The sequence below is a fragment of the Collinsella aerofaciens genome, from assembly GCF_015546965.1.
In the GTDB taxonomy this organism is placed as follows: Bacteria; Actinomycetota; Coriobacteriia; order Coriobacteriales; family Coriobacteriaceae; genus Collinsella; species Collinsella aerofaciens_X.
Map to the genome: position 1 here is coordinate 24814 of NZ_JADMUF010000007.1, position 20936 is coordinate 45749.

At 66.1% G+C, this 20936-nt stretch carries 20 protein-coding genes; 4 read left to right on the forward strand and 16 right to left on the reverse strand.

Going from position 1 to position 20936, the window contains the following annotated elements; all coding sequences use genetic code 11:
• The first annotated feature begins 26 nt into the window (after positions 1 to 26).
• The 4 genes from I1M21_RS05940 (at position 27) to I1M21_RS05955 (ending at position 5313) form a co-directional block, all read left to right on the forward strand.
• The gene (locus I1M21_RS05940; RefSeq protein ID WP_195192832.1) at positions 27 to 1760 is read left to right on the forward strand and encodes a L,D-transpeptidase; all 1734 of its coding nucleotides are present in this window, start codon (positions 27 to 29) and stop codon (positions 1758 to 1760) included.
• A gap of 132 nt (positions 1761 to 1892) precedes the next feature.
• On the forward strand, positions 1893 to 3329 hold the full coding sequence (locus tag I1M21_RS05945; RefSeq protein WP_195192833.1) for an efflux RND transporter periplasmic adaptor subunit: 1437 nt from the start codon (positions 1893 to 1895) through the stop codon (positions 3327 to 3329).
• Complete coding sequence (locus I1M21_RS05950) at positions 3329 to 4102, forward strand: ABC transporter ATP-binding protein (protein WP_195192834.1); 774 nt, start codon at positions 3329 to 3331, stop codon at positions 4100 to 4102. The genes I1M21_RS05945 and I1M21_RS05950 overlap by 1 nt, the downstream gene beginning before the upstream one ends.
• Complete coding sequence (locus I1M21_RS05955; RefSeq protein WP_195192835.1) at positions 4099 to 5313, forward strand: ABC transporter permease; 1215 nt, start codon at positions 4099 to 4101, stop codon at positions 5311 to 5313. Before I1M21_RS05950 ends, I1M21_RS05955 begins: the two co-directional genes overlap by 4 nt.
• A gap of 203 nt (positions 5314 to 5516) precedes the next feature.
• Here the strand turns inward: I1M21_RS05955 and cobK are convergent, their stop codons facing one another.
• Genes cobK through cbiD form a run of 16 tightly spaced genes read right to left on the reverse strand, consistent with a single transcriptional unit; the run spans position 5517 to position 20935 of the window.
• Positions 5517 to 6290 carry a precorrin-6A reductase gene (cobK, locus tag I1M21_RS05960; RefSeq protein ID WP_195192836.1) on the reverse strand — a complete coding sequence of 258 codons (774 nt, stop codon included), beginning with the start codon at positions 6288 to 6290 and terminating at the stop codon, positions 5517 to 5519.
• Positions 6287 to 6928: a precorrin-8X methylmutase gene (locus I1M21_RS05965; RefSeq protein WP_195192837.1), complete on the reverse strand. Its 642-nt coding sequence runs from the start codon at positions 6926 to 6928 to the stop codon at positions 6287 to 6289. Before I1M21_RS05965 ends, cobK begins: the two co-directional genes overlap by 4 nt.
• Positions 6929 to 7444, reverse strand: a complete 516-nt coding sequence (locus I1M21_RS05970) for a cob(I)yrinic acid a,c-diamide adenosyltransferase (protein ID WP_195192838.1) — start codon at positions 7442 to 7444, stop codon at positions 6929 to 6931.
• Complete coding sequence (locus I1M21_RS05975; RefSeq protein ID WP_271763282.1) at positions 7441 to 8940, reverse strand: cobyric acid synthase; 1500 nt, start codon at positions 8938 to 8940, stop codon at positions 7441 to 7443. The genes I1M21_RS05970 and I1M21_RS05975 overlap by 4 nt, the downstream gene beginning before the upstream one ends.
• Positions 8933 to 10156, reverse strand: coding sequence for a pyridoxal phosphate-dependent aminotransferase (locus I1M21_RS05980; RefSeq protein ID WP_195192840.1), 1224 nt, complete (start codon positions 10154 to 10156; stop codon positions 8933 to 8935). The genes I1M21_RS05975 and I1M21_RS05980 overlap by 8 nt, the downstream gene beginning before the upstream one ends.
• Positions 10153 to 11127: an adenosylcobinamide-phosphate synthase CbiB gene (gene cbiB / locus I1M21_RS05985; protein WP_195192914.1), complete on the reverse strand. Its 975-nt coding sequence runs from the start codon at positions 11125 to 11127 to the stop codon at positions 10153 to 10155. The genes I1M21_RS05980 and cbiB overlap by 4 nt, the downstream gene beginning before the upstream one ends.
• Positions 11127 to 12128, reverse strand: coding sequence for a histidine phosphatase family protein (locus I1M21_RS05990; protein WP_195192841.1), 1002 nt, complete (start codon positions 12126 to 12128; stop codon positions 11127 to 11129). Before I1M21_RS05990 ends, cbiB begins: the two co-directional genes overlap by 1 nt.
• On the reverse strand, positions 12125 to 12892 hold the full coding sequence (cobS, locus tag I1M21_RS05995; protein WP_195192842.1) for an adenosylcobinamide-GDP ribazoletransferase: 768 nt from the start codon (positions 12890 to 12892) through the stop codon (positions 12125 to 12127). Before cobS ends, I1M21_RS05990 begins: the two co-directional genes overlap by 4 nt.
• Complete coding sequence (locus tag I1M21_RS06000; protein ID WP_195192843.1) at positions 12889 to 13437, reverse strand: bifunctional adenosylcobinamide kinase/adenosylcobinamide-phosphate guanylyltransferase; 549 nt, start codon at positions 13435 to 13437, stop codon at positions 12889 to 12891. The genes cobS and I1M21_RS06000 overlap by 4 nt, the downstream gene beginning before the upstream one ends.
• Entirely contained in the window at positions 13434 to 14576 is a 1143-nt protein-coding gene (gene cobT / locus I1M21_RS06005) for a nicotinate-nucleotide--dimethylbenzimidazole phosphoribosyltransferase (RefSeq protein ID WP_195192844.1), read from the reverse strand. Before cobT ends, I1M21_RS06000 begins: the two co-directional genes overlap by 4 nt.
• Positions 14569 to 15951, reverse strand: coding sequence for a cobyrinic acid a,c-diamide synthase CobB (locus I1M21_RS06010; protein ID WP_271763278.1), 1383 nt, complete (start codon positions 15949 to 15951; stop codon positions 14569 to 14571). Before I1M21_RS06010 ends, cobT begins: the two co-directional genes overlap by 8 nt.
• Positions 15948 to 17204, reverse strand: a complete 1257-nt coding sequence (cbiE, locus tag I1M21_RS06015; RefSeq protein ID WP_195192845.1) for a precorrin-6y C5,15-methyltransferase (decarboxylating) subunit CbiE — start codon at positions 17202 to 17204, stop codon at positions 15948 to 15950. Before cbiE ends, I1M21_RS06010 begins: the two co-directional genes overlap by 4 nt.
• Positions 17192 to 17935, reverse strand: a complete 744-nt coding sequence (gene cobJ, locus I1M21_RS06020) for a precorrin-3B C(17)-methyltransferase (protein WP_195192846.1) — start codon at positions 17933 to 17935, stop codon at positions 17192 to 17194. The genes cbiE and cobJ overlap by 13 nt, the downstream gene beginning before the upstream one ends.
• Entirely contained in the window at positions 17935 to 19068 is a 1134-nt protein-coding gene (locus I1M21_RS06025; RefSeq protein WP_195192847.1) for a cobalt-precorrin 5A hydrolase, read from the reverse strand. The genes cobJ and I1M21_RS06025 overlap by 1 nt, the downstream gene beginning before the upstream one ends.
• The gene (cobI, locus tag I1M21_RS06030; RefSeq protein WP_195192848.1) at positions 19069 to 19758 is read right to left on the reverse strand and encodes a precorrin-2 C(20)-methyltransferase; all 690 of its coding nucleotides are present in this window, start codon (positions 19756 to 19758) and stop codon (positions 19069 to 19071) included.
• Positions 19751 to 20935, reverse strand: coding sequence for a cobalt-precorrin-5B (C(1))-methyltransferase CbiD (gene cbiD / locus I1M21_RS06035; RefSeq protein ID WP_271763275.1), 1185 nt, complete (start codon positions 20933 to 20935; stop codon positions 19751 to 19753). The genes cobI and cbiD overlap by 8 nt, the downstream gene beginning before the upstream one ends.
• Position 20936: the final 1 nt, after the last annotated feature.

Genomic DNA, 20936 nt, shown 5'->3' on the forward strand with positions numbered 1-20936 from the left:
GGCGAAATTCGAAGGATATGCATACGATGTCGCAAAACGATCGAACTCAACTGATTCCCGATCCGCAGCAGCCGAGCAGGCACACCGGCGGCGTTCAGTCACCGCGTCCTATCGCGCCGAGCCACGGTCAGCAGCGTGGTGCGGCAAACGCTTCCCAACGCCAGAACCAACAGCGACAGCAGCGTCAACAACGTCAGCAGCGCCAGGTAAACGGCAATGCGCCCAAGCAGCCCCCCACGCATGGTCGAGGCGATCGCGGCCCCGCGCGCAAGTCCGCCGGCAACAATAAGTCGGGCAAAAAGACGACGCTCTTTGTCGTCCTGGGTCTTATCGCCATTGTCTATATCGTTGGCATCGTAGCGTTTTCGCAGCTAGCCTACCCCAACACCACCATTGCCGGCGTCGACGTCTCGTTCTCCAACGCATCGTCTGCCGCCACCAAGGTCAACTCGGCATGGAAGCACTATAAGCTCACCGTGACAGGCGATGACTTTAGCTGGACCTATCAGCCCGAGTCCGATGAACCCATCGTCGATGGCGAAGCTGCCGCAAAAGAAATCATCAACCACAACGAAGCCTTTATTTGGCCGGTCCGCCTTGTGGAATCCTTAAGCGGCAAGACCAAAACAACCGCTACCTCCAACGAAGTCGATCTTGATCAAGACGTCGACCTGTCCATGCTCTCCGACACCTTTGACCAAAAGAAGTTTGAGAAGGATCTGGGCGCCGCCATCGACGAGTTTAACGAAGGCCGTTCGGGCACGTTCGAGGCCAACAGCTCCTATGACGAGCAGGCCGGCAAGTTTACCGTCGAGAAGGCGCGCTCCAACGAAAAACTCAACCGCGAGCATGTCATTAAGTATGCCGAGCTCGAGCTTGCCTCGCTGGCCGAGACCGTAGATCTTTCCAAGCTCGGCAACGATGCCTATGAGCCGCTCAATGGAACGCTGACCGATGATCAGATTCAGGCCGCATGCGATGCCGCCAACAACTTCCTGGGCGTCAACGTGACCCTCAAGCTCAACGGCGAGGATGCCGGCAAGGTTGATGGCAGCTCCGTGTTGCAGTGGATCAGCTTTGCCGATCCGGCCAATCCCACGCTCGATACGTCGCAGATCAGCAGCTGGGCAGCCGAGCTCGCCAACGGCTTTAATACCGTGGGCTCCACTCGCTGGTGGACGCGCGCCGATGGCAAGCAGTGCGCCGTCGAAGGCGGCGACTTTGGTTGGTCCATCGACAGCAGCTCGCTCGCCAAGCAGGTCGAGGACGCCATTAACAACAAGCAGACCGGCGAAATCGAGATCAAGTACTCCCAGAAGGCCGACACCTTTACCGCAAAGGGAGAGCCCGACTGGAAGGCGTATATCGACGTCGACTTGTCCGAACAGCACGCGCGCTACTATGACGAGAGCGGAAATATCGTTTGGGAGGCCAACTTTATCTCGGGCAAGCCGGGCGAGGACGCCACGCCCGAGGGCGTCTGGCAGATCAACAGCAACGACGGCGGCAGCACCCTGATCGGAGCCAAGGACCCCGAGACCGGTAAGCCCAAATACGAGAGCCCGGTGAGCTACTGGATGCCGTTCGAGGGCAATATGATCGGCTTCCACGACGCTACATGGCAAAACGACAAGAGCTTCGATAATGCCGAGTCGTACAAGTGGTGCGGCAGCCACGGTTGCATCAACCTACGCCTGGCAGACGCCAAGGCACTTCACGACTGCATCAAAGTCGGCCTGTGCGTGGTTGTCCACTCGTAGTGCAACGCGCGCATTCCTATAACGTGGAACCGCTGCGACCAATCTAACAGTTCCGAAAGAAACCGTCCTATGCGCCCGCCCCAACCGGTGGGCGCATATACTTATCAAGGTACTTTCTATAAAGGAGACGCTATGCCGAATGTCCCCACGATCACCCCGGGCCCAGATGATACCGAGCGCACGCCCGAAGGTGCCACCGAAACGATTCCTCTGATTACAAACGTACATGCCGACAAACAGAGCGGACGCACGAACGATACGGCCGAGATTTCCGATGAAGAGGCATATGCCAAGCTCAAGGCAAAGCGTGCCGAACGTCGACGTAAAAAGCTGATTCGACGCGGTATTGCCGCCGGCGTCGTAGTTGCCATCGCGCTCATTGCCATTGTCTCAACCCTGGTTATCAATGCGCAGCCACAGGGCGCTAGCGGGCCTGTGACCGACATGGTGACCGAGGGCACGTTTAGCACAACGGTCGAGGCGAAAGGCCAGCTCAAACCCATTTCATCCTCAGTGGTCTCCCCTTCTGTCGACGGCACGGTCGATTCGATCAACGTGCAGGCAGGCCAATCCGTCAACGAGGGCGACGTGCTTATGACCATTAAAAACGACGAGCTCGATCGCAACGTTGCCGAGGCGCAGCGTGCAGTTGCAGCCGCTCAGGAAGACCTCTCCAACGCGCAGAAAGCCGCAGCTGCCGCGCAGGCCACCCCAACGACGGACGTCGATGAAGCTTCCACAGCGGCTGGCGTCTCCGCCGCATCAGCGGACACGAACGCCGTATCGGCCGCGCAGCGCAGCCTGGCATCGGCCCAGGCAAACCTCGACCAGGCGAACGCCAAGGCCGCCAGTCGCACGGTCACGGCCCCGAGCTCGGGTAGTATCGTGGAGCTCAACGCCAAGGTGGGCGCCACGGTAACAGGCGGCATGATCATGGGCGAAAGCGATACGAGCGGCGGCAAACAGTGCATGCAGATCGCCGACCTATCCAAGATGAAGGTGACCGTGCAGGTGGGCGAAAAGGACATCGCCAAGATCGCCGTTGGGCAGAGCGCCAACGTCACGTATCCCGCGTTTCCCGATATCGTGAGCCAGGGCACCGTCACGGCTATCGCATCGGTGGCAAACTCCGACGCCGCCAACGGTGGCGGCGGCAGCGTAACCTTTAACGTCGACATTCTCATCGAGGCACCCGACACACGCCTGAAGCCGGGCATGACAGCCGAGGTATCGGTGGTGACCGAGCAGCTCGACGACGTGGTAATGGTGCCGACGATGGCGCTCATGACCGAAGACGGCGAACACTATTACGTCAACGTGGCAACCGATGACGAGGGCAAGCAAACCCGTCGCGTGAAGGTGACCGTCGTGACGCAAAACGACAACGAAGCCGTAGTCGGCAAGACACAGGTCAAGCGCGACGACCAGGGCAACGAGATCAACCCCAACGTGCCGGTTACCAAGCTGCGCGATGGCGACACCCTCGTCATGGACACCGGAGCGGACGCAACGGCGGATGGCGGCTACAGCGCGGATTCGGGCAGCATGTCTGCCGATGAGGGCATGTAATGCGTCCCGTTATCGACATTCGCAACGTGCACCGCATCTTTGAGAGCGAGGCAGGTTGCGCCCACATCCTGCACAACGTGAGCCTTGCGGTAATGAGCGGCGAATTCGTCGCTATCACTGGCCCCTCGGGCTCAGGCAAATCAACGCTCATGAACATCCTGGGCTGCCTGGATAAGCCGACGGCGGGCGACTATTACCTGCAAGGGCTCAACGTGGCCGAGCTCGATGATGACGAGCTGACCGAAGTTCGCGCCCTGAGCATTGGCTTTGTCTTTCAGAGCTTCAACCTGCTGCCGCGCCTGTCGGTTATCGAAAACGTCATGCTGCCGCTGGCCTACACCAATGTGCCCCGTAGCCAGCGCGAAATGCGCGCCGTCCACGCCCTGCAAGCCGTCACGCTGCCGGTCGACCACTGGGACCACCGCATATCCGAGCTCTCGGGCGGCCAGATGCAGCGCGTCGCAATCGCGCGCGCCCTCGTCAACGATCCGCCCATCATCCTGGCCGACGAGCCAACGGGAAACCTGGACTCCGCCACTGGAGCGCTTGTGATGGAGACCTTCCATAAGCTCCAGAAGCGCGGCAAAACCATCGTGCTTATCACACACGACCCCGGCATCGCCGCCGAGGCCGACCGTGCCGTGACCATCCGCGACGGTCGCATTCACGACGGCGCGTATATTCCACATGCACCGCGGACCCTGCGCAGCGCCGTAGATAGCCTGCCCATGATTTCCGCCTCCGCCAACCCGCCGAAAGGAGTGGTGGCATGAGCGCCCACGATCTCATCCAGGATGCCCTTCACTCGCTCGAGGCCAACAAGGGGCGCAGCCTGCTCACCATCCTGGGCATTGTCATCGGCATCGCCTCAGTCATTGCAATGACCTCGCTCATCGGCGGCATCCAAAACAGCCTGGTCAACAGCCTGGGCCTCAATGCGGCGCGCATGGTGCAGATCTATTCGTCCCAAGAACTTACCGATTCTGACGTTCAGAAGCTTCAAAAACTAGTGCCGCAGATAGAGCAGATCGGAATTGTCGACAGCGCGTACACCGAGTACAAGACCGGCGATAAAAGCTATACCGTCATGGCACAGGGTGTCGATAGCGACATGCTCGACGCCGTGGGGGCCAGCAAGCTCGTTGCGGGGCGCACCTATTCCCAGGCCGAGTCCCAATCAGGCTCGCGCGTGGCGCTCATCAGCCGCGGCGGCGCCGATCAGCTTTACGGCAACGAACAGGATGCGCTGGGGAAAACCATCAAGGTGTCCAACGGCGAGGTGCAGATTGTAGGCGTGATTGATGGCGGCAGCGACTCCATGGGCTCGCTCACGCTGTATATGCCACGCGAAACCATCGCCGGGCTGTTTGGCGACGAGAATCCTTCATTCCCCAGTGTGACGGCACTTGCCGCCGAGGGCACGGACATGGATGAGCTTTGTAAGACCATCGAGTCCAAGGTGCGCGCGATGAAGGGCATCGCGGAGGAGGATGAGTACGACAGTGTATCGGCGACATCCATGAAAAGCGCCATCGATGCACTCAACTCCTTTATGGGCGCGTTCTCGCTCATCATGGGTGCTGTCGCCAGCATCTCGCTGCTTGTCGGCGGTATCGGCATTATGAATATGATGCTTACCAATGTAACGGAGCGCATTCGCGAGATCGGCATCCGCCGCGCTCTGGGCGCCAGTCGTCGCGATATCACCGCGCAGTTTTTGGCCGAGTCTTCGGCGCTGTGCGTCACCGGCGGACTGTTGGGTGTCCTGATAGGCTATCTGCTAGCCTGGGGCCTCGCGATGTTTGCCTCCGGATCCGGGATTCTTGGCGAGCTCGGAGCCAGCGGGCAAATCATACCGAGCTTTTCAATCGCCACGGTGCTGCTGGCCTTCGCCGTCTCCGTCGGCATCGGCGTAATCTTTGGCTTCTACCCCGCTCGCCGCGCAGCAAAGCTCGACCCCGTCGAGTGTCTACGCTACCAGTAAGCCACCACCAATAAGTTGCGGTGAATTATGGACTGAATATGCTATCTAGCAGCAAAAACAGACACTATTTCACCGCAACTTATTGAAGGGCTACTTGCGCCAGTTCCGGGCGTCGTCCTCGAGCTTTTGGCGGATGACGGGCTTGTACGGATCGAGCTTGCTCGGGTCGCTCCTCCTCGCGGGCGGGAGGGCGCGGTGAGCACCTAGCGCGCGAACTCCCGTAAGAGCGCGTCTTCCACTTCCCGAAGCGAAAGGACCCCGCCTCCCTCGGCGGGACGGGCGACCACGATGCAGCGCGCTCCCGCGTCGCGCGCGGCGGCGAGCTTCTCGGCCGTGCCGCCTACGGTTCCCGAGTCCTTGGTCACAAGCCACTGGGCGCCCACCTGCCGAAGCATCGCCTCGTTGAGCTCGCGGGTGAAGGGTCCCTGCATGCCGATGACGTGCGACGGCGAAAACCCCGCATCGATGCACTTCGTTATAGCACCGGGCAGCGGGAGCACACGCACGAAGAAGCGCTCCGCGAAATCGGCGACGCGCGTGTAGGGAGCAAGCTCCTTGCTCCCCGTCGTGAGAAGCGCGCGACCCGGGTTCTCGGAGAGAAAGCGCGCCGCGCAGGCGATCGACGCGACCGGCACGACGCCTTTGGGCAGCGCCTCGACCGGGCGCGCAAGGCGCAGGCATCGTGCACCCACGGCGAGCGAAGCGGCCCGGATGTTGCCGCTTGCGAGCGTAGCGAAGGGGTGCGTGGCGTCGACGACGATGCGCGCGCCGGAAAGCTCGCGCTCCATGTCGGCCTCGTCAAGCCTGCCCGTATGCACCTCGATGCCCGGAAGCTCGCCCAAAAGCTCGCCTCCGTACTCGGTTGCCGCGTAGGCACGGGCGGGGATGCCCGCCCCGCTCGCCCATTCGCACAGAAGGCGGCCCTCGGTGGTGCCGGCGAAGATGCGCAGCGCCGACGCGGATGCGGGGGCCGTCACTTCGCGCCACCCGTGCGCGTGATCTGGTAGAGCAGCGCGTTCATAATGGCGGCCGCCACGGTCGAGCCGCCCTTGCGACCCCTCGCGACGATGGCCGGCACGCGTCGCGCGAGTAGCTCCTCTTTCGCCTCGACCACGTTCACAAACCCGACCGGCACCCCAACGACGAGCGCGGGCGCAATCTTCCCCGCGTCCATGAGCTCGGCGAGGCGCAGAAGTGCTGTGGGAGCGTTGCCGACGGCCACGATAAGCGGACCCTCAATGCGGCAAGCTTTGTCCATGCTCGCAACGGCGCGAGTCGTGCCCGCGGCGCGCGCAGCCGCGGCGACATCAGGGTCGGCCATGTAGCACACGGCCTTGCAGCCGAGCTTCGCGAGCGCGGGCTTGCTTATGCCTGCGAGCGCCATGTTCGTGTCGGTGAGCACCGTGGCCCCTGCGCGCAGTGCGTCGAGCGCACAGTGCGCGGCGTCATGGGTGAACACGAGGGAATCGGCGTACGAGAAGTCGGCAGTGGTGTGGATGACGCGCTTCACGACGGGCTCTTCGAGCGGCGGGAACGTGCGGCCGCCGAGCTCTTCGGTGATGATCTCGAAGCTGCGCCGCTCGATGACGCCGGGCGCCATCTCCTTGGAATCCATCTAGTACTCCACTCCTTCCCTTGCACATATCCCCTGAGCATAGGGGTGTTTCTCGCACCGCATCTCGGTTATGTAGTCGGCCTTCTCCACGATCTTGCGGGAAGGCGCACGCCCGGTGAGCGCTACTTCGACGCCGCGCGCGGACATATCGAGCGCGCGGTCCACGAGAGCCTCGTCGACAAGCCCTTTCGAAAGCGCGTCGAGCGCCTCGTCGAGCACGAGCAGCCCCTCCTGAGCGCCCTCGAGGTCGGCGAGCGCGGAAGCGAGGTTCCCATCGTGCAGCTCGCACGTCGCGGCAAGTTCTTCCGACGTCATCGACCAGGTAAACTTGTCCGACACCTTCCCCGCGAACACGGGCACGCCGAAATGCTCGGCGAGCAGGCGCGCCTCCCCGCTTTCGCCGTCTTTCAGGAACTGCACGACGACGACGCGGCGGCCTGCGGCGAGCATGCGAAGGGCGAGGCCCATCGCCGCCGTGGTCTTGCCTTTGCCGTCGCCATGATACACGTGGATCATACGCCCTCCTCGATAATGCGGTAGACATACTCCATGTCGAGCGCCCCGCGCACGCCGTCGGCCAGGCGGTCGAACTCGCGCGCACGGTGATCGGCCGCGGACGCCGCGCCCGCAGCACCCACGACGCTCTCGGGCAGGCCGCGCATGCGCGCAAGCGAGCGCGCGAGGGCGAGCGCCACCCCCGGTTCGTCGAACAGGCCGTGGAGATAGGTTCCGAACACGTTTCCGCAGGCCGCGCCTTCTGGTTTGCCGCCAATCGTGCCCGCAGGGGCGCAGGAGACGGTCGTTTCGCCGTCGTGAATCTCGTACCCGCGAGCCGTCATGCCGTTCCACACCGAGAACGCGCCTTGGGCGCCCGTGATACGAAGCTCCGACTGGGCGAGGCGCTTTTCCTCCTTGAACACCGTACTTGCAGGGATGAGCCCGAGCCCGCGCGCGGTGCCAGCGCCTTCCCTGCCGTGCGGATCGGAAAGCTCGTCTCCCAAAAGCTGGTAGCCTCCGCATATGCCGAGCACCGGCGTGCCCGCGCCCGAAAGCGCGCGTACACAGGCTCCGATGCCACTAGCCGCAAGCCAGCGTGCGTCGTCGAGCGTGGTCTTCGAGCCTGGGAGCACCACCAGGTCGGGTCTGCCCAGATCGGTCGTCGAGGAAACATAGCGCACGCCCACGCCGGGCACGCGCGAAAGCGGGTCGAAGTCGGTGAAGTTCGACAGATGCGGAAGGCGCACGACGGCGACGTCGATGACGCCGCGCGCCTCGCGGGCAGATAGGCGCGGTGCAAGCGAGTCCTCGTCGTCTAGGTCGAGCGTAAGATACGGCACGACCCCCACGACGGGAACCCCGCACATCTTCTCGAGCGGGGCCAAACCCGGGCGCAGGATTTCCACATCGCCGCGGAACTTGTTCACCACAAGCCCCCGCAAAAGCGCGCGATCCTCGGGTGCAAAGAGCGCGACCGTGCCGTAGAGCTGGGCAAACACCCCGCCTGGGTCGATGTCGCCCGCGAGCAGCACGGGGGAGGACACGGCGCGCGCGAGCCCCATGTTGACGATGTCGTTTTTGGCAAGGTTGATTTCGACGGGGCTGCCGGCGCCCTCGATGACGATGACGTCGTTTTCCTCCGCGAGCGAATCGAACGCCTCCAAAATCTGCGGCATGAGCGCCTTCTTTCGCGCGAAGTAGTCCCTCGCAGCGAAGGCTCCCTGCGCCTTGCCGGCCACGATGAGCTGGCTTCGGTGGTCGTTTTCGGGCTTGAGCAGAATGGGGTTCATGCGCACGTCGGGCGCGATGCCGCACGCCTCGGCCTGCATGATCTGGGCGCGCCCCATCTCGAGCCCATCGGCCGTGACACCGCTGTTGAGCGCCATGTTCTGGCTCTTGAAGGGAGCCACGCGCAGTCCGTCCTGCGAAAGCACACGGCACAGCCCAGCCGCAAGCAGGCTCTTCCCCGCGTTCGACATGGTACCCTGGATCATGATGGGCTTCGCCCTACCCACGGGTATCGACCTCCTTCGCCGAGCCACGGCCATCCGCGCCCGCCATAGCGCCGCTGCAAGAAGCGCCGCCCCGTTCGTCGGGTTCGCCTTCGCCCGATGCGCCTTCCGCCCGAAGCACGCGGCTGAACGCCATCGCAAGCCGGGCATTCTCCTTGCGCGTGCGCACCGCGACGCGGCACCAGAAACGGGACAGTACCGAAAACGAGTCGCACGTGCGGACCAAAACCCCCTGTTTATACAGGCGCTCGGGGATGTCTTTCGCCGGCGTGCGGACTAAAAGGAAGTTCGCATCCGACGGCACGACGGAAAGCCCGAGCGAGGAGAGCTCGTGGGAAAGCCACGCTCGCTCGCCCGCCAATACATCGCGCGTGCGCGAGACGTATTCAACGTCTTTCAGGGCGGCGATGCTCGCGGCCTCGGCGACCGACGAGACGGGCCACGCCTGCCCCGCCCGGCGAATCCCCTCGATGAGTTGGGCGTTTCCGCTGATCAGATATCCCAACCGCAACCCCGCCATTCCGTAGAGCTTGGTGAACGCGGAGAGCACGGCCACATGGCGCGAACACGCGGCGCGTGCGGCCACGCTCCTTTCGCGGGCGTCGGGCGCAAATCCGAGGAAGCACTCGTCCATGACGAGCAGCGCGCCCACCTGCTCGCAGCGGCAAGCCGCGGCATCGATCACGCTGGGGTCGACGAGGCGCCCCGTCGGGTTGTTCGGATTGCAGAGGTACGCCACGTCTCCCGGCCCCTCAATCGCGCGGGCGAAGGAGGCGGGCACGTCGAAGTCGTCCGCTTCGGAGAGCGGGAACTCCTGCACGCATGCGCCGTAGTACGATGCCGCCTCCGCATATTCAGAGAACGTCGGCGCGCACACGACGATGCGTTTCGGGCGCACCGCCGCAGCGAGCCGCCAGATGATGTCGGACGCGCCCGCGCCGCAGACGATAGTATCTTCGGGAATGCCCTGGGCGCGCGCTAGGGCGCGAACGAGGGCGCGGCTTTCCCTATCGGGGTATGCGTCGATTCGAGAAAGCGCCTTGCAAGCTGCGGCGACAGCGCGCGGCGAGGGGCCTGCCGGATTCACGTTCACCGAGAAGTCGATGAGGTCGGAGGCGCCCCCTTCGCAACCGATGCCGAGCGATTGCGCGCTGCCCCCATGCGTACGGGCGCGCAGGATTCCCCCGGTAGCCCGGAGCGCGGCGTGGTCTTCCCTCATACCATCGCCCCCACGACGAGCACGACCGCCGCGCGCGCGGCGCCGAAGACGACGAGCGCGCATACGGACGCGGCGAGCATGAGCCTTGTCGCCCGGGCGATGTCGCCCCACTCGATTTCGCGGGACGCGTCGCCTATCGTCGGTTTCTCAACGAGCTTGCCGAAATACACCGCGGGTCCTGCCAGGCGCAGCCCGAGCGCGCCCGCGCACGATGACTCGGTCTGCGCCGCGTTCGGGCTCGCATGGCGACGCCTGTCGCGGCGCCAGATGCGCGCCGCCCCGCGCGCGTCGAGCCCGACGATCGGGCACACGGCGATCATGAACAAGGCCGATAAGCGCGAGGGAATCCAGTTCACCGCATCGTCGAGGCGCGCCGAGGCGCAGCCGAAGTCGATGTAGCGCTCGTTTTTGTAGCCCACCATGCTGTCGAGCGTGTTCACCGCCTTGTACGCCATGCCCAAGGGCGCACCCCCAATCATAAGGTAGAAAAGCGGCGCGATGACGCCGTCGCTCGCGTTCTCCGCCACCGTTTCCACGGCGGCGCGCGCGACCCCCTGCTCGTCGAGAACAGACGTGTCGCGTCCCACGATGAGCCCGACGGCTTCGCGCGCCGCGACAAGGCCGCCCTTCGAGAACGCGCGGGCCACGGCCAGGCTCTGGCGGCGCAGCTCGCATGCCGCGAGAATCTGATAGCTCGCCCATGCCTCGGCCACGAAGCGCAAGCCGGAGTGAACCATGCCGCAAAGATGTAGGATACCCCAGGTCAAAAGCCCACACGCAAGCGGAAGCGCCACGGCGAGCACAAGCCCTGCGACACGCGTGCCCGCGGACGTTTGCGGGAATACGCCCCGCAGGCGGCCTTCGGCCCACGTGATCGCGTGCCCCATGGCGACGACGGGATGGGGAAGCCAGCGCGGGTCGCCGAAGGTAAGGTCGGCCGCGAACCCGGCGGCGACGGCAAGAATCGTCATCACCGGGCATCGCCCCCCGAAGCGGGGCGAACGTCGCGAAGGCAGCGCCCATCCCAGGTGGCGGCCCATGCGCCGCCCGGCTCGGTATGCACGTCGAAGTATCCCATTTTCGGGACAGCTAGCTCGGAGAGTAGCGCTTTCACGGTACCCGCGTGAACGACGAAGACGGCGCGCCCACTCCCCTGGGCACGCTCCGATTCGCACGCCTCCCGAAACGCCGCGACGACGCGGCGGGTGAAATCGATCTTGCCCTCGCCATGCGGGCAGCGCGTCTCGCACCAGGAGTCTACCCAGGCGCGGTAGCGCGCATCCTCTTTAAGCTCGGCGGCGCTTCGCCCCTCGAAGTCGCCGAAATCCATCTCGCGCAGACCGGGGCACGCCATAAGCTCCGCATTCGGGAAGAGGATGCGCGCCGTCTGGTCGGTGCGGGCCATGCCGCTCGTGATAACACGGAACACGTCACGATCGCACGCGAGGTCGCGCAAAGCGCGCTCGCCCGCGCTCGACAGGGGCTCGTCGGTGCCCGCCCCGCTGTAGCGATGGTCTTCCGTGCCCGCCGTGGAACCATGGCGCACGAAGACGACTTCCAAAGGCGCGCCCGCACCCTGCGTCCCACGAGGTGCATCGGCAAGGTTTCCTTTGATGACCTGGGGAATCCCGCACGTCATGCGCACGACGACGTCGGCGCGCGCAGCGAGCGCGCATCCCAGGCGCCCCGCGCGCTCGCGCCGTTGGGCGTCTTCCGCACGCATGGGGACGACCCCCGAGCCGACCAAGGGCAGAATCACTGCGTCGAAGCCGATCAGCCGCTCGAGCGCCCGGTCAGCGTCGAGCGCGCGTACGAGTTCCTCAGCACGGTACGCGACACGGCCGGCAAAAGCCGCGGGCACGCCGCCCTCCGCAAGCTGCGCCGCGTCGACGAAATCGTCCGCCGCGAACCCGAGCTTTTCGCGCACGAAGGTCCTCTTCCCCGAATGCGCGCCACCTACCACGAGAATCATAGGAGCATGCCCCCCGCCACCAGCATGGCAAGCATCGCGAGCTCGGCCCATTGCAGAAACCATCCGGCCAAATCACCCGTCACCCCGCCGAAGCGGGACAGGGCAACATGGCGGTACCACGCGAGCACCAAAAGCCCCGCCACCGCTATAAGGGCGCCGACGGCCTGAGCGCACGCGACCATCCCTGCAGCCGAAGCAGCAGCGAAAGCGCAAAGCGGCACGACGATCTCCGCGCGCTTCTTCGCAGGCGAGAGCCCCGCGGCCATGCCGTCCGCCCGCGCGGCAGGCCAGCATTCTACGGCGAGCCCCGAAAGCGCGCGGGAGAACACGAGCGAGCACAGAAGCGCGAGGAACGCCCCCGCCGTAAGCGGCAGCGCGGTGAACAGGGAAAATTGCAAAATAAGGTACACGACAACACCAATGACCCCGAAGGCGCCCGCCCGCGGGTCGTGCATGATCTCGAGCTTTCGCTCGCGCGGGGCCCAACTTGCAAGCGCATCGGAGGTGTCGCAGAGCCCGTCTAGGTGGATGCCTCCCGTCACCGCCACAGGCAACGCCACGAGCACGGCCGCGACAATGGTCGCGGGCACGCCGAGTAGGTTCGCCACGTGCCCCCACGCCGTCATGAGGAAGCCTTCCGCAACGCCCACCAGGGGAAACGCAGCAAGCGCATGGGTTGATCCGAAATCGGTCCAGGCCGATTTCGGGACGGGGATGCGCGAGAACGTTCCGAACGCCGCGCCGATTGCCTCTGCTATCTTCACCTTGTAGGTCCTTCGCCTTTCATCCACACGGGAATCCCGCATACCACTTCGACTGCGCGGTCGGCCAGCGCCGCCACGCCCGCGTTCACGCGCGCGAGCGCGCGACTCCATGCCTCGGTCCCCTCATCGTAGCGCATCCCATCGGCGAACACGTCGACGGAGACCACCACCGTATACGCAGCGGCCTGAGCGAGCCGTTCGATGTCTCCGAGCACCTCGCGCGCCGCAGCGTCGGGATCACGTGGGGACAAGCCGCCTTCCGCGAAGAGCTCGTTCGCAACCAGGTTGCCCACGTCCTCCAAAAGAAGCGTGCAGCCGCGCGGAAGCCCGGACACTGCGGCGCCCACGTCACGCGTGCACTCGAGAGTGGAAAACCCCTTGCCCTCGCGCAGCGCCCGATGGCGCGCGATGCGGCGGGCGCCCTCTTCCCCGAAGGGCTCCATCGTTGCCACGTACACGCGGGGGCCGTCGTGTCCGAGGCACAGGGACTCGGCATAGGCGCTCTTGCCGCTCGCGGCGGCGCCGATAACGAACGTCACCGTCATTTCCCGACCTCGAAATGCTCGTAAGCAGTCATGCCAGTCGCCGTGAACGTCTTCCCATCCCGGTACACGCGCAGCGCCGAATCCAGAAGAGGCAGATACGCCATGGCGCCCGCGCCCTCGCCCAAGTGCATGCCTGCGTCGAGGGGTGCCTTTATGCCGAGCTCGCGAAGAAGCTCCTGGCTTGCGGGTTCGCTTGATGTGTGGGTGCCCACGAGGTATCCCAAGGCGTTGGGGCACAGGCGCGCCGCGCACAGGGCCGCCGTGCAGGATATGACCCCGTCGAGGAGCGCCGGCGCCTTCGAGGCCGCGGCCCCCAGGTAGAAGCCGCACATCGCCGCGATGTCGAAGCCGCCCACCTTCGAGAGCACGTCGATCGGGTCGGCGGGATCGGGCGAGTTCGCATCGATAGCGCGCTCGACCACGTCGCGTTTGCGCGTGAGCGAGGCGTCCGAGAGCCCCGCGCCGCGCCCGACGAGGCTCCGCGCGTCCGCCCGGATGAGCACTGCGGCCACCGCCGCCGAGGTGGTCGTGTTGCCGATGCCCATCTCGCCCGCGGCGAGAAGGCGCACGCCGGCGCGGGCAAGTCCGCACGCGACGGCGATTCCGACCTCGATCGCGCGCACGGCCCCATCGCGAGACATAGCGGAGCCGTGCGCGATGTTGCCGCTCCCCCGTCGCACGTTCGCGCGCACCATGCGCGCGTCTTCTATGCCCCGGGCCATACCCACGTCGACGGGCACGACCTCGGCACCCGCGAACGTCGCCATGCGGCAGGCGCTCGTGGCCCCCTCGCACATGTTGCGCGCGACGGCTCGCGTCACGTCTTGCCCGCTTTGCGACACGCCTTCGGCAACGACCCCGTTGTCGGAGAAGAATACCGCGAGCGCACGGGGAAACTCGGCAACCTCGGCGCTCCCCTGAGCTGCGGCGATAGAAGCGACGGCGTCTTCAAAGTCGCCCAATCCCCCCAAGGGGTGCGCGATGGAGTCCCACGCGGCGTACGCGGCGGCGCGGGCGCACTCGTCTGCGGGCACGATCCGGGAGAGCGCGGCTTCGAGCACGGCGCCCGGCGCCGACGAGAACGCGCGCTCGACTTCCTCGCGGATGCAGGCAAGCGCGGTTTCGGTTGCTTCAGCCATGCCGTCTCCTCTCTGCGAACGACGCTGCGGCAGACGCGAACGCGCGCGCAACGTCGGGGTTCGCAGGATAGTACACATGCGGAAAGCCCGCCACGAGGGACGGGGTGGTCGTCATGCACGGCCAGCCCTTGTCGCGCCGGGGCTTCTGCGCCCAGAAGTCGCCGCCCGGACAGGTGGACTGCCAGTAGTGGAACTCGTGCGCGCGGATGCGTGTGCCACGCGGCCCGTAGAGCCCGTCGCGTTGGGAAGTAAGCTCCACGTATCCGAAATGGGACAGCCTTCCCCCGTTCTCGCTTGCGCCCTCAAGGGCGCCCGCAACAGGCCAGCGCCGCCCCTCGCTATCGGCGATTTCGCGCTGCAGGTACAGAAACCCACCGCATTCGGCGACCGTCGGCATGCCGGATTCCACCGCGCGCCGCACCGCCTCGCGCATCGGCGCGTTCTCGGAGAGCCGCCGCGCATGGAGCTCCGGGTAGCCGCCCCCCAAATAGAGGGCGCTTGTCCCCCGGGGCAACTCGCTATCACACAGGGGGCTGAAAAAGGCCAGCTCGCAACCCAGGTCCTCGAGCGCGCGCAGGTTCTCCTCGTAGTAGAACGAGAACGCCTCGTCACGCGCGACGGCGACGATGGGCCGCGCTCCCGCAATCGGCTCCAACCGGTAAGATTCCTCGCGGATATCGGGTGCCGTCGCCGCTATTTCGAGCAAGCGGTCGACGTCGACGCTCTTTTCCACCAGCTCGGCCATCTTGTCGATGCGCGCGGAGAGCTGCTCGACCTCGTCGGCGGTCACAAGCCCCAGATGCCGGCTTTCGAGCGAGAACGCCTCGTCGGCGGGGATATTCCCCAAAACCGCGACGCCCGTGTGCTTCTCAATCGCAGGGGCCGCGTAGGCGCAGGCAGCGGCGCTCGTCTTGTTCAGCACGACGCCGCGCACGTTCGCACAAGGCAGGAACTCGGCGATGCCGCGGATTACGGCGGCAAGCGATAAAGACGCCCCACGCCCGTTCACCACTAAAACGACCGGCGTTTCCGTATCGCGCGCAACCTGGTAGCTGCTCGCGTCGGCCACGCCGGGCGCAATGCCGTCGTAGAAGCCCATGACCCCCTCGAGCACCGCGACATCCGCGCCCGCGGCGCCGCGTGCGAGCAGGGCGCGCAGCGTCGGGGCGTCGGTGAAGAAGCCGTCTAAGTTGCCCGAGCGCGTGCCCACGACGCGGCGATGGAAGAGCGGATCAATGTAGTCGGGGCCGCATTTGAAGGCCGCGCATGCGAGGCCGCGGCGCGCGAGCGCGCGCAGGAGCGCACACGTAACGACCGTCTTGCCGCTCCCGCTCGAGGGCGCAGCGACCATGAAGCGCGGGATGGTCGTGCTCACCGGGCGCCGCCTTCCCCACCTGCACCACGCGCGCTGACGAGGAACACAGGGTTTTGCGCTTTCATAAGATGGTGCGAGCCTACAGCCTCGGCGCGGGCGGCCGACACCTGGCACGCCTCGAACCCCTTAAAGCGCGAACCCGAGAGGAGCGCGCACGCCTCGGTGAGCGTCTCAACGGTAACGCATGGCACGCACAGGCGAACCTGCGAGTTCTTCTCGAGCGCCGCCTCCACGATGGAGGGAAGCTCGCCCGCGCTCCCGCCGACGAACACGGCGTCGGGGACGGGCAGTTTCGCGAGCGCTTCGGGGGCGACGCCGGGGACCGCATGCACGTTGCCGCACCCGAATGCATCCGCGTTCTCTCGGATGAGCCGCACGCCGGTCGCGTTGCGCTCGACCGCCCATACCGACCCCGCTCGCGCGACGAGCGCCGCCTCGATCGACACGCTCCCCGTGCCGGCGCCGACGTCCCACACGGTGTCGGTCGCGGCAAGGCGCAGCTTCGCGAGCGCGACGGCGCGCACCTCCTGCTTGGTCATGGGAACGTCGCCGCGGATGAAGAGCTCGTCGGGAATGCCCGAGGAAGCGTACGGCCAGCGGGAGTTCGCAGGCGACCCGGCGCCGCCTGTGAACTCGATAAGCATCACGTTCAAGTCGTCGAAAGTCTGACCTGCGATTTCACTTGCGGTCGCGCAGGTGATGCGCTCGTCGGGGTACGACAGGCGCTCGGCCACCGTCACGCGTGCGTCCCCGAAGCCCGCCTGCACAAGCTCGCCCGAAAGCCGCGAGGGGTCTTCCCCGCCCGACGTGACGAGGAAGAGCTCACCTGCGCGCTCGGCCTCGGCCACGATGTCGCACGCCACGCCGTGAGCACTCGCAAAGCGCCAATCCTGCCATGGACGCGCGAGGCGCGCGGCGAGATACGACGCTGAGCTTATGCCGGGAATGATGCGCACGTCCACCCGCGCGTCGCCGGAGAGCGCCTCCACCAGGCGGCGCGCGCCGCTGAACAGCCCCACATCGCCCGTCATCACGACCACGGCGCGCTGCCACGACGCCGCATCGGTGAGCGCGGCGACGATGTCCGCCGTCTTTACGAGCTCGCATCTCACCACGTCGGGCGGCACGTCGATGCCGGCAAGCGCGCGATGAGCGCCGATGACCACGTCGGCGATGTCGATCGCGTCGAGCGCCGCGCGCGAGAGCAAGTCGGGGTTTCCGGGCCCCGCCCCGATGATCGTTACCTTTCGCATGGAATCTCCCGATACCCGCGCGGCGTGACCATACGGCCGCCTACGCGCTTCGTGCCCGCATTGCCGACGAACACGGTGGTGAACATGTCGGCGTCGAGCTCCCCCAGCTCGGAGAGCCTGCACATGCCCGACTGCTGCCCCTCGCGCCCGATGTTACGAACCCAGCCGCAGAGCGTGTCGGGGGCCTTCCATTCGAGCATAATCTTCGCCGCGCGCAAGAGCCTGTCGGCGCGCTTTCTGCTGCGCGGGTTGTACAAGCAGATGCAGAAGTCGGCGCTCGCCACGGCGGCGAGCCTGCGCTCGATGACCTCCCACGGTGTGAGCAGGTCGGAGAGCGACACGACCGCGAAGTCGTGGGCAAGCGGGGCGCCGAGCACCGCCGACCCGCTCTGAGCCGCGGTGGCCCCGGCGATAACTTCCACGTCTACATCGGGGTAGTCCTCCGCAAGCTCCAGCACGGGGCTCGCCATGCCGTACACGCCCGCGTCACCGCTGCACACGAGCGCCACGGCTTCTCCGCTCTGCGCGCGCGAAAGCGCCAGGCGGCACCGTTCGACCTCGTGCATCATCGGCGTCGCGAGATGCGCCGCGTCGGGCACGGTGGCGAGCGCGAGCTCCACGTATTTCGTGTACCCCACAACGATGTCGGCCGCCTCGAGCGCGCGCCGAGCCGCAATCGTCATGCCGTCGGGGCCGCCCGGGCCAATCCCCACCACGAAGATCTTTCCCATCACCGCTCCTTAAACGAAAGTTCGATAGTTGCCTTGGAAAACGCGACGGTCACGCCGCCGTGAGCGAGCTTCGGGAAGATAAGTTTGCCCCCGCCCACGAGCGCCGCGCGCTCGCACACGTTGTCGACCCCCACCGTCGCGCGCACGAAATCAGATGGCGAAACGCTGCCTTCGACCTGCGACAACTCCTTTGCGGAATACGTCGCAAGCGGGATATTGCGCGCGCGGCAGAAGGCGAGCAGACCCTCCTCGTGCGCCTTCACGTCGATCGTCGCCGCCTCGCGGACGGCCGAAGGCGAGATGCCCGCCTGCCCGCACGCGAGAAGAAACGCCTCCCCGATCGCTTCGGCGCACGCACCGCGACGGCACCCTATGCCCGCAACGATGCAGGGCACGACAAGGCGAAGCGGCTCGGGCGCAGGCGGCTGCGCCCGTACGCCCGCCGGCTTCCCCGTCTCACCGGCGGGCACGACCACGCCCGTTGTCTCCGCCGCGCAAACGGACGCACCTGCATTCGCGCCAGCGAACGGCGACACGACGATATCGGCCCGAGCGCGGTCGGACGCAATGTCAACCCCCTCAGGCGGCTGTCCCGAAATCGGCATGTCGGAATAGAGCGCCACGCGCCCGCCCGAAAGCAGCCGCGCCGACACTCGCTTGATGGCCTCGGGATTCGAAACGGCGAGCCCCGCACGGCGCGCCCACGTATCCACCGCCCACACGCCGCGGACGTCGGTCGCCGTGGTGATGACGGGGATGGCCCCTGCCACGCGTGCCACAGTTTGCGCCAGCTCGTTCGCACCGCCCAAATGCCCCGACAAAAGCGGGACGGCAAAGCGCCCCGCCTCATCGATCGCCACAACCGCGGGATCGTTTGTCTTCGAGGCGACATGCGGCGCGATCGCCCGCACTGCGATGCCCGCCGCGCCCACAAACAGAAGCGCGTCCGACGCTTCCCACGCGAGCGCCGTCCATGCGCGCAGGTCAACCTTCCCCTCGCCGAACCCGCGCGAAACGGAAACGTCCCAGCCAGGGTCATCTTCACCTGTCTGCGCGCAATCGGAAAGCGCGCGTGCGGTGCGCTCCGCCAACGCATACCCCCTCTCAGTGAACGCTATGCAGGAAACCCTCATCTAGCGCACCACCATCGTCGAGAAGTAGCTGCCCCGATCGGGCACATCGTCGAGCGAGCGATACACGCGCTCGCCCGGAAGCCCACAGTCCTCTACGAGCTCGGCACCGTCGAAGGCGCCCTCCTCGCGAAGGATGCGCTTCGTGTCCGCAAGCGAGCGGCGCGCCTTCATGACCACCTTCGTCCCCGGCCAGCCGATTGCGCGGCGCACGTCGTCGTAGCCGCCGGGCACGATGTGCAGAGGCGACGACATCTCGGGCGTGAGGTCGAGCTCGAGCGCCGCGGCGACCGCGCAGAAGCTCGGCACGCCGGGAATAACGCGCGCCTCGAACCCGCGGGCGCGCACGTCGGGCGCTATGCGCTGGAAGGTGGCATAGATGCTCGGGTCCCCCAGATTCAGCAGCGCGACGTCGCGGACCGCATCCAGGTGCGCGACAAGCTCGCGAACAAGCGAGGCATGCTCGGCCGCGCGGCGCTCGGCGTCGCGCGTCATCGAGAATCGCACGGGGATCACTATCTTGCCTGTAAGGTCGACGGCGCCGCGCACGATGTCGAGCGCGACCATGACCCCGTCTGCCGTCTGCGGTGCGGCGATGACCGGACACGATTCGATTGTGCGGACGGCCTTGATCGTGAGCAGCTCGGGGTCGCCAGGCCCCGTGCCCACCCCGTACAGCACGCCTTTACTCATACGTCGCCCCCAATTCCCCGATAACTGCATCGGCGCCCGACGTGCGGAAAAGCTCGCGGCGCTCGGCGTCGAACACGACCGCGGCGATGTCGCATGCGCCCGCCGCGCGACGGCGCAACCTGTCCTCGATTGCCGCAGCGAGCGAGGCGCGCGCAGCGTCCCCCACGCCCGCGGCCTCGATTACCTCGAGCGCCGCCGTGGTCGTGACCGACGACATGATCTCGCACACGGTCTGCGCGCCCGCGCCGGCCAAGGCCGCGTGGGCGGCCAGAATCTCCGCGCGACAGTCGGCGGTACGCGAATGGGTGTCCATGATGCCGCCCGCGACCTTCACCAGCTTGCCGATGTGTCCCACAAGAAGGACATTGGTAAATCCCTCGCGAACGCAGCAATCAATCGCATCGCCCACAAAGTTGGAGATGAAGACCACCGGCGCACCGTTTAGGTGGAAATGCCCCGAGATGAACTGCCCGCCGTAGTTGCCGGGCGTGAGCACGACTCCGCGCCACCCCATAGCCGCATGCTGCCGGATCTCGAGCTCGATGCTGTCGCGCAAGGCAGCGAGGCTGCGCGGCTCGACGATGCCCGTCGTGCCCAGGATGGAGATGCCGCCCTCTATCCCCAGGTGCGGGTTGAAGGTCTTTTCGGCAAGGGAAACGCCCTCGGGTACCGAAATCGTCACAGCAATGTTTCCAGAAAAGCCGTGCGCGGCGCACACCTCGCGCACCGCCGAAGTGATCATCGCGCGCGGCGTCGCGTTGATGGCGGCCGCCCCCACCGGCTGCTCGAGCCCGGGCAACGTCACGCGCCCCACGCCCACGCCGCCATCGACGGAAACTTCCGATTCGCGCGCGGGCACGCCCTTGCTGCCCGCAGCGCCCGTGCCCGACCCCGCATGTTCCACGCGCGCGTACACGAGCACGCCGTCGGTCACATCGGCATCGTCGCCTGCGTCCTTTCGCACGGCACACTGGGCGCACCCCTCGCCGATGCATGCGTCGACCACGTCCGTCTCGACGGGCAGCCCGCCGGGCGTGACGATCGACACGCGGCCGGCGGGCTTTCGTGACAAGAGCATCTCGCAGGCGGCCTTCGCCGCGAGCGCGGCGCAGCTCCCCGTGGTATAGCCGCAGCGCAGGCGGGTCGTCCCGGTATATATGTAGTGCTCGAAGGCCACG

Excerpts from the sequence above, each read along its gene's own strand:
- I1M21_RS05940 (WP_195192832.1), top strand. The coding sequence starts at position 27 with ATGTCGCAAAACGATCGAACTCAACTGATTCCCGATCCGCAGCAGCCG.
- I1M21_RS05945 (WP_195192833.1), top strand. The coding sequence starts at position 1,893 with ATGCCGAATGTCCCCACGATCACCCCGGGCCCAGATGATACCGAGCGC.
- I1M21_RS05950 (WP_195192834.1), top strand. The coding sequence starts at position 3,329 with ATGCGTCCCGTTATCGACATTCGCAACGTGCACCGCATCTTTGAGAGC.
- I1M21_RS05955 (WP_195192835.1), top strand. The coding sequence starts at position 4,099 with ATGAGCGCCCACGATCTCATCCAGGATGCCCTTCACTCGCTCGAGGCC.
- I1M21_RS05965 (WP_195192837.1), bottom strand. The coding sequence starts at position 6,928 with ATGGATTCCAAGGAGATGGCGCCCGGCGTCATCGAGCGGCGCAGCTTC.
- I1M21_RS05970 (WP_195192838.1), bottom strand. The coding sequence starts at position 7,444 with ATGATCCACGTGTATCATGGCGACGGCAAAGGCAAGACCACGGCGGCG.
- I1M21_RS05980 (WP_195192840.1), bottom strand. The coding sequence starts at position 10,156 with ATGAGGGAAGACCACGCCGCGCTCCGGGCTACCGGGGGAATCCTGCGC.
- cbiB (WP_195192914.1), bottom strand. The coding sequence starts at position 11,127 with ATGACGATTCTTGCCGTCGCCGCCGGGTTCGCGGCCGACCTTACCTTC.
- I1M21_RS05990 (WP_195192841.1), bottom strand. The coding sequence starts at position 12,128 with ATGATTCTCGTGGTAGGTGGCGCGCATTCGGGGAAGAGGACCTTCGTG.
- I1M21_RS06000 (WP_195192843.1), bottom strand. The coding sequence starts at position 13,437 with ATGACGGTGACGTTCGTTATCGGCGCCGCCGCGAGCGGCAAGAGCGCC.
- cobT (WP_195192844.1), bottom strand. The coding sequence starts at position 14,576 with ATGGCTGAAGCAACCGAAACCGCGCTTGCCTGCATCCGCGAGGAAGTC.
- cbiE (WP_195192845.1), bottom strand. The coding sequence starts at position 17,204 with ATGCGAAAGGTAACGATCATCGGGGCGGGGCCCGGAAACCCCGACTTG.
- cobJ (WP_195192846.1), bottom strand. The coding sequence starts at position 17,935 with ATGGGAAAGATCTTCGTGGTGGGGATTGGCCCGGGCGGCCCCGACGGC.
- I1M21_RS06025 (WP_195192847.1), bottom strand. The coding sequence starts at position 19,068 with ATGAGGGTTTCCTGCATAGCGTTCACTGAGAGGGGGTATGCGTTGGCG.
- cobI (WP_195192848.1), bottom strand. The coding sequence starts at position 19,758 with ATGAGTAAAGGCGTGCTGTACGGGGTGGGCACGGGGCCTGGCGACCCC.